This window comes from Pseudomonas californiensis (assembly GCF_021147775.1).
Classification (GTDB): Bacteria; Pseudomonadota; Gammaproteobacteria; order Pseudomonadales; family Pseudomonadaceae; genus Aquipseudomonas; species Aquipseudomonas californiensis.
This window is the reverse complement of the sequence record NZ_JAGTPK010000020.1, coordinates 1-13,194: the sequence shown is the minus strand read 5'-3', so window position 1 is coordinate 13,194 and position 13,194 is coordinate 1. Positions and strand designations below refer to the sequence as shown.

Genomic DNA, 13,194 nt, shown 5'->3' with positions numbered 1-13,194 from the left:
TGAGCCGAGGGCGTCGGAATTTGCCGAATGCCATCATCATTTGCAGTCGATTCAGCAGACATTCGAACTCAGCAAACCCCTGCAATAGCCGATAACAGCGGACACGGTGTATCAGGGTGAGCAAAACGCGTGGCATTAAGGGGCTTCGAACAGGCACTCCGCTGCGCAATTGACATCACCACTTTCCGGCGCGACGTTTCGCGACAGACGGCTGCTTGTCTGGGTGCGCATTACGCTCAAACGGTAATACTGCCTTAAGCTTCGAAAGACTTGCCAACTGCCTTACAGATGGTTGCTTCAACCCAATCACAGAAGCCGAATCAGCTATCCGACCGGATGATCTGCAACGCAAAAAAAAATCTGGAAATCCGCATTTTCATGGGCCTTCCAGATTTTCGAAATGGTGGGTCGTGTGGGATTCGAACCTACGACCAATTGGTTAAAAGACAATTGGTCCTGCTGACAACTTGAGAACGAGCACGCTGTAGCCGGTTTTGAAAGACCACGCAGCCTCTAATGTCCCCATTAGAGGCTTTATACCATGTTCGTAACCTCGCTTTTGTCCACCAAAGGTGGTGTCGGAAAAACCACGCTTGCTGCCAACCTGGGCGGCTTCTGCGCCGACGCCGGCTTGAAGGTCCTGCTCATAGACATGGACCCGGTCCAGCCTTCTCTCTCCTCTTACTACCCCATGACAGAGGAAGTCAGCGGCGGCATCTTCGACCTGATCGCACACAACCTCACTGATCCAGAAAGAATCATCTCCCGGACCAGCATCCCAAACCTGTCTCTGATCCTGTCAAACGATCCGAACAACCAGTTGATCAACCTGCTGCTCCAGGCACCTGACGGACGGCTTCGACTGGCTCATCTTCTGAAAGCGTTTGCGAACCAATTCGATCTGATCCTCATAGATACTCAAGGCGCACGCAGCGTCATGCTGGAAATGGTGGTGTTAGCGTCAGATCTGGCCGTTTCACCCTTACCACCGAACATGCTGAGCGCCCGGGAATTTAACCGTGGCACGTTGCAGATGCTTGAAGGCCTGCGTCCTTACTCAAGGCTGGGACTGCTCGTTCCCCCCATCAAGGTCGTGGTGAACTGTCTCGACCAGACTGTTGATGCCCGCGAGATCCATGACGCGATCAGAAGGACTTTTGCTGACAACACTGAGATCGACGTCCTCAGAAATACAGTTCCTGCTTCAGTTATTTTCCGCCAAGGTTCAACCGCAGGCATGTCGGCTCATCGGATAGAGTACAAGCAACCTAGCAATCGCCGCGCGCCCAGCGCCCAGCGCCCTGAAGATCATCCGAGATCTGGCCATCGAGCTTTTTCCGCAATGGGCGGACCGCTTTGAGGCGATGACCGAAAACGCCGTAGAAACCCTCGTCAAAGGGGGCCTTTGAGATGGCCAGCGGTGTCGATCAGCATTCCCCGTCCTCTGCCCGAATCGGGAGGACGTGATGGATATATCCAATATGTCACCCCCTCACTCCGTCGAAGCCGAACAAGCGGTGCTAGGCGGGCTGATGCTCGACAACGAGTCCTGGGACCTGATTGCAGACCGAATCAAAGCCGATGACTTTTTCCGGGCCGAGCACCGTCTGATCTTCCAGAGCATTGCGGCGCTGGCTGAATCGAACAGACCATTTGACGTGGTCACGGTGTCCGACTCCATTGCGGCAATAGATGCTGCTGGTGGCTTGGCTTACCTCAGTGAGCTCGCCAAAAACACACCCTCCGTGGCTAACATCAAGGCGTATGCCGACACAGTGAGCAACCGAGCTCATCTGCGTCGGCTGATTTCACACGGCTATGCATGCACCCGGGAGGCTTCGGATCCTCAGGCGGATGCGGCTGTCGTGCAGGACGTCATCGAACAGCAGCTGTTTGCCCTGGGACAGGGAAGGCACGCGTCTGACTTTGTCGACGTCAACCAGATGCTCCTGCAGGTGGTCGACAAGATCGATCTTCGCTTCAACGCAGGAGAGTCGGTGGTCGGAGTGCCCACTGGACTGTCCGATCTGGACGAGTTGACGGGTGGCTTACAGCCAGCGGATCTGGTGATCCTCGCTGCAAGGCCATCGATGGGAAAAACCAGCCTGGCGCTGAATTTCGTGGACGCTGCGCTTCAGAAAGATGACCACTCCACTGTTCAGATCTACAGCCTGGAGATGCCAGCCGAAGCGATCATTTACCGGCTTCTATCCATATTGGGACATCTGAATCTTGAGAAGCTGATACGCGGACAGCTCGAAGATGAGGATTGGTCGAGGCTTTCGTTGGCAGTGGCCAAGGTCAATTCCTACAGGGACCGCCTTGTCATTGATGACCAAGCAGACCTGACGCCTTCGGCAATACGTGCCCGGGCACGCAGAGGGGCACGGCGTTTCGGAAAGCCAGCCCTGATCATGATCGACTATCTGCAAATGATGAAGTGCCCAGGCACGGAAAATCGGGCCAACGAAATCAGCGAGATATCTCGCTCCCTCAAGGCGCTGGCCAAGGAGTTCGACTGCCCTGTCGTCGCGCTCTCTCAACTGAACAGAGAACTGGAGCGACGCCCGAACAAGCGACCTATCAACGCGGACCTTCGTGACTCGGGCGCGCTTGAACAGGATGCGGACCTGATTTTGTTCGTGTATCGGGATGAGGTTTACAACGCCGACACCGAGCACAAAGGCATCGCTGAGCTGATTCTTGGCAAGCATCGCAATGGCTCGCTCGGCACCGTCAGAACGGCTTTCATCCCCCAGCACACCCGCTTTGAAAATCTTTCGGCCAGCACCTGGCAAGGAGCAAGGGCATGACGTCCTTCATTGAACTGACAAAGGAATCTCTTGCCCCTCATCTGCACGAAGCAATAAGTCAATGCCTGACAGAAAAGCCTCATCCGTCTGCTTGGCTGGTGGATGACATCGTGCTGATAGATGCAGCCGCCCTGAGCGCGCTTATCAGCATTGCATTGAACCCTCTACCACGTCGGCAAATTCCGAGCGATTTGGCTGACCTTCTGCTGCAACTCGAATTGGTATCACGTCCGCAACGCTACGTTCTGAGGTATGACTCGAAATTCGGCGGCCGAGCGCGTTGGCGTCCATTGTTGCAGCTCGCCAAAGGCGAGCTACCTGACAACGCACTTCTGGATGCATTTCCCTGGTTCTGCCATGAGGTTGAAGATCACCCCTTCATGGCACTGGGTATCCCCGGGGATATACACGCCACACGTCCTCAGGCGAATCGTTGGCGTCTAGCTCTGTTGCTTCCCGATCCCTCCACGCTTGCTTCGCACCATAGGCCATCTCCAGTCCTGCCAGCTCCTCATGCAGTGATAGCCACTTATCGCGAGGAGTCATTTGTCGGATCTGGTGAGGAAACCAGGAGTGCCGGAGAATGAGTGCATATTCAATCGCCTCCAAGCCTGACAGATCCCAGTTTCTTGCGACAGCCAGTGAATCACCCCACGCAGAAAGGCAGAAGGTCTGCTCATACCACTGCCGCTGTGCAATCTGGTCAAACCCTAGCAGCGCCTGCGCGGACTTCCAAATTTCTTCCGCAAGCGCATCGTACGACTGTACTTCTCTAGGTTTCATGCCGGACCTCCGGTGGTTTGGGTTTTCGTTTGGAAACCGAACTCTACCACTGGCTGCGTCCGGCACCCTTTCCCCACGAGTCCGCGCGGTCTTGCCCGCTCATGTTCAACGGTCTGCTGTCCAGCCGTCTGAGGCCCACTCGCTATGAATACGCCAACCAACTTCAGCACAGCAACACTTGTCTGGTCGCAGTCAACGCCAACCCAACCCGGCTACTATTGGTACTGGGATGGAAAAGAGGGTAATGCCCCTACTCCATTTCAAATAGTCGACTTACGACAAGCGCCTGCAGGTTGGTGGGCAAACATGCTCACGCCCAAAAAACCAAACTCAGTATCGGTAGAAACACCGCTGCCCGCCACCGCCACGCTTTTATCGTCGCCGGATATGTCAGGTATTTCCAGCGAAATACTCTGTACCGCGCTCATTGAAGTTTGCCGTCATCAACTCACCTACGAAGGCGTCAGGACCAACGCCTGGCTCGTCAATGATGTGCTCCTGACCGCTCAACAGTGGCTATTTGCCGAAATTCGAACTTACTTCGAAGACAACACCGACCTGTTGGTTGACGGTCGAGCCTTTAACAGCAAAACCATGATGGACAGGCTCAGAGAGGAACAACTGATCAGCGAACGCTGTGCTGCCGTAATGAATCAGCACGAAGGTAATTTTCAGTTCTCGGAAGTCATTCGCATAAATCCCGAGATTATTTGGGGGGAAAGCGAACCACGTCCTATGTCATGGCTCACAAAACCATTCGATTGTATGGGTTTGCGGGTAGTTGAAAGCCGGGCGAATCGCAACACCAAGGGGCGTCGCAGCTCCCTGCCTCTCCTAATGGCTCTCCTGCCAGATCAAGCCACGCGTCCTTCTCAGGTGCATTCAGCTCAAGGCCTGCCAGGGTTTCATGGAGTACTAGCCACTTATCCCGAATTGGCATGGCCCGAACTGTCCCAAGCAGCCAAGGAATCGCTATGAATACGTGTGCTAACGCCCTTTCGATTACAGATGAATGCCGCAACTGCGGCCAACACCTCCCACCTCATGTAGCCATTGCGGAGGGAGAGTGTCCGGTATGCCATAGCGGCGACTTGGTTGAGGTCCTCACGTTCGAGACCAAGGCACTTGATGCCGCTCCTAATCAGATGCCCCGCGGCATGGAGTACACCGTTGTGTTTCGTATGGAAGATGGCTGTTCGCGTCGCTCGTTCATGGAGAAGCTCACCGAGACTTTCGCCGACCAGGAGGTTGAAATCCTGGAGATCCAGGCGGGTAACAAGCTCAGCGGATCGGAGGAACAGTGACATGGCGCGCCACCACAACATTCTTGAAGAGGATCTACCCAGTCAGTCAGATCGAGAGAGAGACAGGCTGCGGATCGAGAAGGCCATTACGGAATACTTCAATCGCGGAGGGTCCATCCAACGAGTGGAAGCCGATCAGCGTGTGAATGACCCTTCGTTCATCATCAATGCTGAAAAAACGGCCCTGTTGAAGGCTGGTACTGAGTCTCAGAAGCAGAAAAAAGCAAATGCGCTCAGCGATACCGAGCTCGCACGCTTGCTTAGAGCTCACTGCACTGCCGGTTCATCACTCTTTTCAGCAGCTGCGTCGCTCAATCAAACGCGTAAGCGTTGTGAAGCCATAGCTCGCCGCTACCAGATCCCCTTTCGCTCGGCTGCTTTCGGCCATGCGAGGGCACGATCATGAGCAATATGCCTGCATCTATTCGAGGCGCAAAAAAATCTCTGCAGGCGTTGGCTGACTTCGCCATTTCGCAGGGATGGGCGGTCCATCGCACTCACGGTGGCCACGTCAAGTTCACCAAAGGTGGATGTTCGCCCATCTTCACCTCTTTCACACCCAGCGACCACAGGGCCAGCCTCAATGCTCGCGCTCAACTGCGCCGCGCACACCCCCTCAGCCATGATGGAGAACGCCATGTTGAATAACGAAACCGTGAATATCCGTGACGACGACAAAGACGAAAAGTTTGTTGTTCGTTTCCCGATGGGAATGAGAGCTCGGCTATCGATGGCAGCCAAAGCCAGTCATCGCTCCATGAATAGCGAATGCGTACACCGCATCGACTGCAGCCTGAAGCAAGAGCAGGAGATCGCAAGGCTCAAGGCCGTGATCGATGTGTTGCTCAACGGCGGGACGCCAGCGAGCAATGTCGTTCAACTTTCTGAGGCGGGTCAATAATCATGGCGAGCAAACTCACTGCCGATGAAATAACGGGCAAGTTGCTCCAGGGCTCATTTAGTCGCTCTGGCCCCTCGGTTGATCGCCTGCCTGACCCCATTGCAGACACGCCTATGGTTTTGACCCTGGATGAGCTGTCAGCGTACGAGCATAACCCTCGCACGGTGACCAACATCAAGTACCAGGAGATCAAGGACTCCATTCGGGTCAGGGGTCTGGATCAGCCCCCCCAGGTCACACGTCGTCCGGGTGAGAAGAAGTTCATCATCCGCAACGGCGGCAATACGCGGTTGTCGATTCTGCGAGAGCTGTACAAAGAAACGGGGGACGAGCGCTTTTACAGGATCAGCGTGCTGTTCCGCCCCTGGGATGGCGAGCGTGGGGAAATCATTGCCCTCACCGGCCACCTGGCCGAAAACGACCTGCGCGGTAACCTGATGTTCATCGAGCGCGCCGTGGGCATTGAAAATGCCCGAGCCATCTATGAGCAAGAAACCGGCGAGCCCATATCTCAACGAGAGCTGGCGAAGAGGCTGAAAGCGGACGGTTATCCGGTATCGCAGTCCCATATCAGCCGCATGCAAGAGACCATCCGTTGCCTGCTGCCAGTGATCCCCGCCGCGCTCTACTCCGGTTTGGGCAAGCATCAGGTCGAACGGCTGCTGGCCCTTCGTAAAGCCGCCGCTCAGACGTGGCAGACGCACACCGAAGGCAAACCGAACGTCACCGACTTCGAGGTGCTGTTCCAGGACGTGCTGTCAATGTTCGATGGCGATGCCAGCGAATTCGTCTGTGAACGTGTTCAGGATGAACTGATCAGCCATATGAAGGAAGGTACGGGCAGGACGTATGAGCAGGTCCTGCTGAACGTCAACGAAAACCTGACGATGGCACGTCGTTCATCGGTCATTGAAACGCCGCTGCGATTACCACCAACACCGCAGGTGCAGCCCGAACCCGACTCCGAATCTGATGCGCACCGGCCCCAAGAAGACCAGGAACCAAAAACGCTGCAATCGGAATCAAAGCCCCAGTCACCTGACACGCAGGTGACTGAAAAAAGCACGCTGGCTGCACCGTCGGCTTCTGCCCTGAAAACCGACAAGCCTTTGCCGCCCCCACTCTCTGACGAAGAGCGTATCGCGCGGCTGGAAGCCCATGTCGTCACACCGGTCTCAACTACCGACCGCGTCTTTGAGATCAAGCGCCAGGTTGCGGCGCTGGATGGCGAGGAACTGCCGGACTTCAAAGCCAACGCCTTGGTGTCGATTCCCGTGCAAGCCGGGGGACTGCATCCGATATCGGATGTCTGGTACATCGAACGCATCATTGACCAGCCCGATGAACTGCGTCAGGTCATCGCTCAGCTTGCTCACGAAATCGCCACGACCGCCGGGCTGAACCGCGACACCGTGGCGCGAGTACCTGGAGGTCTGGGCTTTATATGTCACGAGCCGCCGATGGACCTGGAACTCACAGAACTGGCCAACAACACCCTGACCCTGCTCCAGGCCATCAGCGGGGTCTACGCCATCGCCCTGAACCGGCAGACACCCGAGGCTCCCCTGGACGTGGCGGAGTTTCAATTCACGGCAGCGCTGGGCCAGTTGCTAATCGGCAGCCCCAGGTATGAAGACCGGGAGGCCGTGTTGGTGGGCCGTCTGGATGATGCCTGCATCGTCAAGCTTTTCCGGCTGATCCGGTTAGGCCGCCGGCTGGTCGAGCTGGAAGCGATGAACGTTGATGGGCCATACACCTCGTGAGGTTTTATCGCGGCGTTCTGCGACAGGAGTTTGAACATGTCAAAACGACATAATCCACTGAATGAAGCCATGGTCGCCCAGATTCTGCATCACCTGCGCAACGGTGAGGTGAAGCGCTGCATCGACATGGGCCTGGACCCGGAAATTCTGGTACTGCTCCAGCAGCCTTCCTCTCAGAGTGTGCTGTTGAACTCCAACGTCATCTGGTGCCAGGTGGCGATTGATCCAGACATGGTCAAGCGCCTGCTCTCCAACAAAGAGCGGACCGACGAAGAGATCCGCATCGTGCAGCGCGCGCTTCGTCTGGGTGCCACCACACCGATGCTTCAGCAGTTCTTCGGCATGTCGCCGCAAGAAGTCTCTCTGCAGCGAGTTCTGGTCGGCGTACCTGGCAAGCCCGGACGCTTTCGCGATCTGCCCGATGACACGCCGTTATGGCACCGGTTCGTCCAGTTGATGGCTGATCTCAACGTCGATTACACCGACGGCGTCGCCTTGCTCGACGTTGCCATGTTACTGACAGAAGAAATCAACATTCCGGCTGAAGAGCAGGATAGTCACTCGCCCGAACCGATTACGCTGGGCCTGGTGTGGAACAAGATTCAGCAATGGCTGACTCAGGACCTCTACCCCCCGGGGAAAAACCGTAAATCCGCCAGCCTCGTTCTGATGAGCGAATCCCGACGACTGACCAAAGCCAACCCGAAAGGCAGGGCTCCCGAACGTGGCCTGGAAGAAAGCGCCGCTGGCAAGGTAGAAGGCGAACGGATGTGACGAAGATGAACCGGCGCCCTCCCCTGGCAGTCGCCATCAATGCTGCGGCTGGAACACTGCAAAACCACTTGCTGCTCCAGCAGATGAAATTGGCTCAACAGCAGAATGCTGGCTCAGGTTCCACACCCAGTGACACTGAATCAGTGCGCGACGAACCGTATGCAGGCGTCGTCTTCAGTGGCAATCCGCACGAAACGGTGCCCCGTGGCCTGCTGCTCGATGATCGTCTCTCACCGCTCGAGCGCAATGTCTGGCAAGTCTTCAGGCTGCTGATCAACGGTGATGGCGTCACGGCTTTTCCGAGCTATGAAAAGCTACGTCCCTACCTCGGTTCGTCGCCAGGTAAATCGGCCTCCAAAGAAACCGTGGCCAAGGCGTTGACCGTCCTGAGACTGACGCGCTGGCTCAGCCTTGGACAACGGGTACGTGACTCGGTCAGCGGTCGGGTGCAAGGCAACGTCTACATCCTGCACGATGAACCGGTGGGGTGTGCCGAGGCGATGGAAATCGATCACCACTATATGCAACTCGTCGGCCAGGCGCTTGAACATGCCAACAAAGCCGTCAGAGTCGTTGCAGACCATGCGTTCAAAGAGTTTGCAGCGGCAACAGGCACGATGCCTTCACGACTCGAAGTCATCGAGCAGAGATGGCAGCAGCAGGGATGGCATGACGCACCGCAAGCCATCGAACACGCACAGGATGGCACTGAGTTCGGAATCCGAACCAAGGGCTCAGACGAGTCAGATTCACTGAGTTCGGATTCCGAACTCAGTAAAAAAAGCCCGGGAGCGAATTTAAAAACACCGGGTTCGGATTCCGAACTCAGTCTGAATTCGGCCTCTTTCGGCTTGGTTCGGATTCCGAACTCATATAGTACGTATACCAATACAAATACATCTGTATGTAAAAGCTTTGTACCGCGCGAAGCTCAGGAAAGTGCGCAGGATCTGCCCTCCGGGTTTGAGCGGTTCACACAGGATCAACGTGACAAGGCCATGATCGCCTTGCAGCGCGTAGAACCTAGGTTGCGAACACCGCTGCTTGATCAGTGGCAACATCGGTGCAAGAGCGGATCGGTGAAGAACCCGTTTGGCTACCTGTTGAGCTGCACGCAGAAAGCCCTGAGTGGTGAATTCAATGCCCAATGGCAGGCTCCCTCAGCGGCCACCCAGCAGCCACAGGTGGCCGCCAGTCACTCAAGGTCACCGATCGCCCAGCCACCCGCTTCCACTCAAGCTCCCCATCCCCCTGTCATGAGGGCTTCGACTCGAGAACGAGATGCGTCGTCACTGGCAACCGGACGCGATGCCATGTTGAGCATCAAGCAGATGGTTCGACCGAGGACTCGGGGTTGAAAATGCTTGATGATTGCTCCGTTGGGGACGCCCCGCCACATCTGGAGCTGGGTGATTCCCCGGGAATCACTTCGAACGCCGATCCAGGTGATGACCCGGGCATCACTTCACGCACCGAGCAGGGTGATGCCCCGGGCATCACTTCGAGCACCGACCAGGGTGATGCCCCGGGCATCACTTCGAACGCCTATCTGGGTGATGACCCGGGAATCACTTCGAACGCCGATCCAGGTGATGCCCCGGGCATCACTTCACGCACCGACCAGGGTGATGCCCCGGGCATCACTTCACGCACCGATCTGGGTGATGCCCCGGGCATCACTTCGAGCACCGACCAGGGTGATGCCCCGGGCATCACTTCGAACGCCGATCCAGGTGGTGACCCGGGCATCACTTCACGCACCGATCTGGGTGATGCCCCGGGCATCACTTCGAACGCCGATCCAGGTGGTGACCCGGGCATCACTTCACGCACCGATCCGGGTGATGCCCCGGGCATCACTTCGAGCCCCCATCAGGGTGATGCCCCGGGAATCACTTCAAACACGGATATTGAGAAACCCCAATCGACCAAGAAACGGTTTGTTACTGACCAGAGCCAGCACGCGCGGGCAATCTTGCCTCTCTCCATCAATCCGCTCATATAAAGGAAGCGCTCAGCATGGCTGACAACTTTCAGCTCAACCTCGGTTCACTGCGAAGCAGCGTCAATCTGACCCTGCACACCCACCACGCCTCAAGGCTCTGGTTTGGTCGTCAACGCACCGAAGGCAAGCCCGGGATGATCGGCCTGAGTGGCTTTGCCAACATCCTCAATCGCATCAAACGTGGCTGCGAACAGGACGATCCTTATTCGGACTGGTTCCTCCTTCTTATAGAAGAAAAGATCGACACCGCCGAACAGGAAATGAAGGACATCGATAACAGGCTGGATGAAGTCATGGCTGCGCTGCCCGCCATGTTGTCCATTGGCGAGAACCTGTCCGTGCAGCCCGTGACACTCCCGTTATACCTGTCGACGCCTTTGGCCTTCAAGGCGGTGTATCTGCTGACCGCTTACGACGAACTGGTGCGCCGCATCCTGCTGGCCAGCCACGTCGGCCTGATCGACAACAATGCCAAGGGCCAGTGGCTGGATGAAGGTGCTGCGATCCTGAGACGCCTGTTCGGCCTGAGTCAGCGTTACAAATTCTCGGGCGCTAGCCGGGGAGACTTTGCAGCCAAGAACGCACGCGCCGAGCAAGCGCGCGAAATGTATGCGCCGTTTGGCGAAATCCCCCAAGACATCCTGGAGGGCGTCCGACGTTCCAAGTTTGCTCCAGCTCTGGCCACCGCATCAAACAGCCCAGCGGACGTAGACGACCGTGAAGACAGTTTCGACGAGGCAATGACACTGGGCCAGCCTGACCACGAACAGCCTGGTTCAGAGTCCGAAGAGTGAGCGGCGTGAAACAGCAGGCGGCTAACGGGAAAAAACTGCAACAGGGTGCCTTTCAGCCTCTGCAACAGGATGCTTTCAGCACCCTGCAACACGCGCCCTTCCTAAAAGGCCTTTTAAAACCTTTTAAAGGTAAGGGGGGGATGCTCCAGTTGACCGAGCTGTGCCGTTCCCTTGAAGAAGATTTGAACGCGCTGGCCGAAGATCAAGTGCTGGCCCAGGCGAACAGACATCCCTACACCCTTCTACCGGTTCGGATGGTTCGGCAACGCACAAGCGCCGGCACCGTTTTTCTTCGCTGGCAGGAGATGGGCACTCGGCAGATGGGCGTCAATGTCTGGTCCAGCTTACTGACCGATCCCAGAACACCCGAATCACTGCTCCAGGATCTGCACGCCATGGAACAGCAGCGCGTCGCTTTGAACATGCAGATCAGTCTGGTCCATAGCATCGGCCGTCAGGCTGCCGAGTGTGCCGAGAAGATGGCCCAGGCTGATGCCGTTTACGCAGAACGGCTGCAACAGATCAACCAATCCCGCGTCGCCAATGTCTCTCAGGAGTAATTGCAATGACTGAATCAATCGTCACTTCTTCCGACGCTAACGCGACTTCCGAGGTCAGCATCGAACTGGTCAAGGGCCAGCCCATGACGACCAGCGTCGATATCGCATCGCACTTTGGGAAGCTGCACAAGAATGTCATCAAGGCCATCAAAGGCCTTGAGTGTACGGACTCTTTCCATAAGCTCAATTTTGAGCCGATACAAATTGACGTTGATCTAGGTATGGGTAGAACGCGTAAAGACCCAGCATTCCGCATTACCCGCGATGGCTTTACTTTTCTGTGCATGGGGTTCACCGGCAAGGAAGCTGCACGCTGGAAGGAGGCCTACATCAACGCCTTCAATCAGATGGAGCTGGCCCTCAAAGCCCAGCCCGTGGAAGTCGACAACAAAGCGGTGCTCGCTTTCGCCCTCAAGACACTCGAACTCATGCGCGGCCAATCGCAAGGTCGTCCTCCTCGGCCCAATAGCGAGCAGGTGGTCCAGACCTACCTCGATATCCAGTCGCTGGATCAAGCCACCGCTGAACAGGTCAAGCTGGCGTTGATCTTCGTCCAGGGTCAAATCATCGGCGAGGGGTCTGCCGCCGTGAACCTGCCCAATGTCGCGGGTTCTTCCATCGCCAAGGATTTGCTCTACGGTCTTCTGCGCTCCGCACACGACGCTGAACTGATGTTCAACGCGTTGTACGACAAGGGGGTCGAGGCACTGGCCAGCGACGCCTTCAAAAACCACATGACCGGCAAGCTCGCCGACACCTCACGCCAGGCCCGCGAGTTGCTCGGCTACGTCGCCAGTCACGCAGCACGCACACCATTTGCTCCAAAATTCACACACTGAGGGATACACCATGGGCACATCAGTAGATTGGGAAGGCAACATCGGCTCTGCTCCAGAATTCAAGGAGTTTGCCAATGGCAACAAGGATCCACGTCGCTTGCTACGATTGAACGTCTACTTCGACAACTCAATTCCGAAAAGCGATGGCACAGGCTATGAGGACCGCGGAGGATTCTGGGCCAACGTCGAGTTTTGGCATAAAGACGCAGAGCACTATGCCAACGTTTATCAGAAAGGTATGCGGGTGCTGATACAAGGCCGGGCGGTCATGGATACCTGGACCAAAGATGGAGAAGACTTTTCGGCGTTGAAGGTACAGGCCTCTCGTGTGGGCATCCTGCCTGCCCGGATCGAAGCGGTACAAATTGCACAGTCTCACCCTCAGCAAGCGGCCCGGACGCATCAGCCCCAGCGGGCGCAGAACAACAACGACGACGCACCACCGGATTTCGACGACGATATTCCCGTGTAGATGACCGGTGTGAAAAATCGCGCCTTCTGCGTGAGGCTGCTGGTGGAAATGAAGCTGCTCAGCGTCGTTCTTCACCAGCTCATGGCCCTAGGGTCTGTTCCCGTTTCGACGTAATCCATTGATCTCAATGAGAACAGGCCCGTATTGTTGGAGTTCTCACACAACACCAATACGAGCCTGCAATGC

Annotated in this window: 15 protein-coding genes and 1 pseudogene; all 16 read left to right on the top strand. The window is 56.4% G+C overall.

The features are described 5' to 3' along the window. The first annotated feature begins 541 nt into the window (after positions 1 to 541). The 16 genes and pseudogenes from KDX37_RS18915 (at position 542) to KDX37_RS18840 (ending at position 13,008) form a co-directional block, all read left to right on the top strand. Positions 542 to 1,409: pseudogene (locus tag KDX37_RS18915) on the top strand (ParA family protein). Positions 1,410 to 1,466: 57 nt separating this feature from the next. Next, positions 1,467 to 2,813, top strand: coding sequence for a replicative DNA helicase (dnaB, locus tag KDX37_RS18910; RefSeq protein WP_231654233.1), 1,347 nt, complete (start codon positions 1,467 to 1,469; stop codon positions 2,811 to 2,813). Further along, positions 2,810 to 3,400, top strand: coding sequence for a hypothetical protein (locus KDX37_RS18905; RefSeq protein WP_231654232.1), 591 nt, complete (start codon positions 2,810 to 2,812; stop codon positions 3,398 to 3,400). The genes dnaB and KDX37_RS18905 overlap by 4 nt, the downstream gene beginning before the upstream one ends. Positions 3,401 to 3,902: 502 nt before the next feature. Continuing rightward, positions 3,903 to 4,574, top strand: a complete 672-nt coding sequence (locus KDX37_RS18900) for a hypothetical protein (protein ID WP_231654231.1) — start codon at positions 3,903 to 3,905, stop codon at positions 4,572 to 4,574. After that, positions 4,571 to 4,900 carry an endonuclease Q family protein gene (locus KDX37_RS18895; protein WP_231654230.1) on the top strand — a complete coding sequence of 110 codons (330 nt, stop codon included), beginning with the start codon at positions 4,571 to 4,573 and terminating at the stop codon, positions 4,898 to 4,900. The genes KDX37_RS18900 and KDX37_RS18895 overlap by 4 nt, the downstream gene beginning before the upstream one ends. A gap of 1 nt (position 4,901) precedes the next feature. Then, the gene (locus tag KDX37_RS18890) at positions 4,902 to 5,306 is read left to right on the top strand and encodes a hypothetical protein (RefSeq protein ID WP_231654229.1); all 405 of its coding nucleotides are present in this window, start codon (positions 4,902 to 4,904) and stop codon (positions 5,304 to 5,306) included. After that, the gene (locus KDX37_RS18885) at positions 5,303 to 5,548 is read left to right on the top strand and encodes a hypothetical protein (protein ID WP_032645046.1); all 246 of its coding nucleotides are present in this window, start codon (positions 5,303 to 5,305) and stop codon (positions 5,546 to 5,548) included. Before KDX37_RS18890 ends, KDX37_RS18885 begins: the two co-directional genes overlap by 4 nt. Continuing rightward, complete coding sequence (locus KDX37_RS18880; RefSeq protein ID WP_005739985.1) at positions 5,538 to 5,801, top strand: Arc family DNA-binding protein; 264 nt, start codon at positions 5,538 to 5,540, stop codon at positions 5,799 to 5,801. The genes KDX37_RS18885 and KDX37_RS18880 overlap by 11 nt, the downstream gene beginning before the upstream one ends. Positions 5,802 to 5,803: 2 nt before the next feature. Continuing rightward, the gene (locus KDX37_RS18875; protein WP_231654228.1) at positions 5,804 to 7,564 is read left to right on the top strand and encodes a ParB family protein; all 1,761 of its coding nucleotides are present in this window, start codon (positions 5,804 to 5,806) and stop codon (positions 7,562 to 7,564) included. A gap of 36 nt (positions 7,565 to 7,600) precedes the next feature. Next, positions 7,601 to 8,338, top strand: coding sequence for a DUF2857 domain-containing protein (locus KDX37_RS18870; RefSeq protein WP_231654227.1), 738 nt, complete (start codon positions 7,601 to 7,603; stop codon positions 8,336 to 8,338). Continuing rightward, positions 8,335 to 9,696, top strand: a complete 1,362-nt coding sequence (locus KDX37_RS18865) for an STY4528 family pathogenicity island replication protein (RefSeq protein ID WP_231654226.1) — start codon at positions 8,335 to 8,337, stop codon at positions 9,694 to 9,696. The genes KDX37_RS18870 and KDX37_RS18865 overlap by 4 nt, the downstream gene beginning before the upstream one ends. Beyond that, complete coding sequence (locus KDX37_RS18860) at positions 9,693 to 10,343, top strand: hypothetical protein (RefSeq protein ID WP_231654225.1); 651 nt, start codon at positions 9,693 to 9,695, stop codon at positions 10,341 to 10,343. Before KDX37_RS18865 ends, KDX37_RS18860 begins: the two co-directional genes overlap by 4 nt. 14 nt (positions 10,344 to 10,357) lie before the next feature. Continuing rightward, the gene (locus KDX37_RS18855) at positions 10,358 to 11,137 is read left to right on the top strand and encodes a PFL_4669 family integrating conjugative element protein (protein ID WP_116893265.1); all 780 of its coding nucleotides are present in this window, start codon (positions 10,358 to 10,360) and stop codon (positions 11,135 to 11,137) included. A gap of 5 nt (positions 11,138 to 11,142) precedes the next feature. Next, complete coding sequence (locus KDX37_RS18850) at positions 11,143 to 11,697, top strand: DUF3158 family protein (RefSeq protein WP_231654224.1); 555 nt, start codon at positions 11,143 to 11,145, stop codon at positions 11,695 to 11,697. Between the two features lie 5 nt (positions 11,698 to 11,702). Next, the gene (locus KDX37_RS18845; protein ID WP_231654223.1) at positions 11,703 to 12,536 is read left to right on the top strand and encodes a Rha family transcriptional regulator; all 834 of its coding nucleotides are present in this window, start codon (positions 11,703 to 11,705) and stop codon (positions 12,534 to 12,536) included. Positions 12,537 to 12,546: 10 nt separating this feature from the next. After that, positions 12,547 to 13,008 carry a single-stranded DNA-binding protein gene (locus KDX37_RS18840; RefSeq protein ID WP_004663602.1) on the top strand — a complete coding sequence of 154 codons (462 nt, stop codon included), beginning with the start codon at positions 12,547 to 12,549 and terminating at the stop codon, positions 13,006 to 13,008. Positions 13,009 to 13,194: the final 186 nt, after the last annotated feature.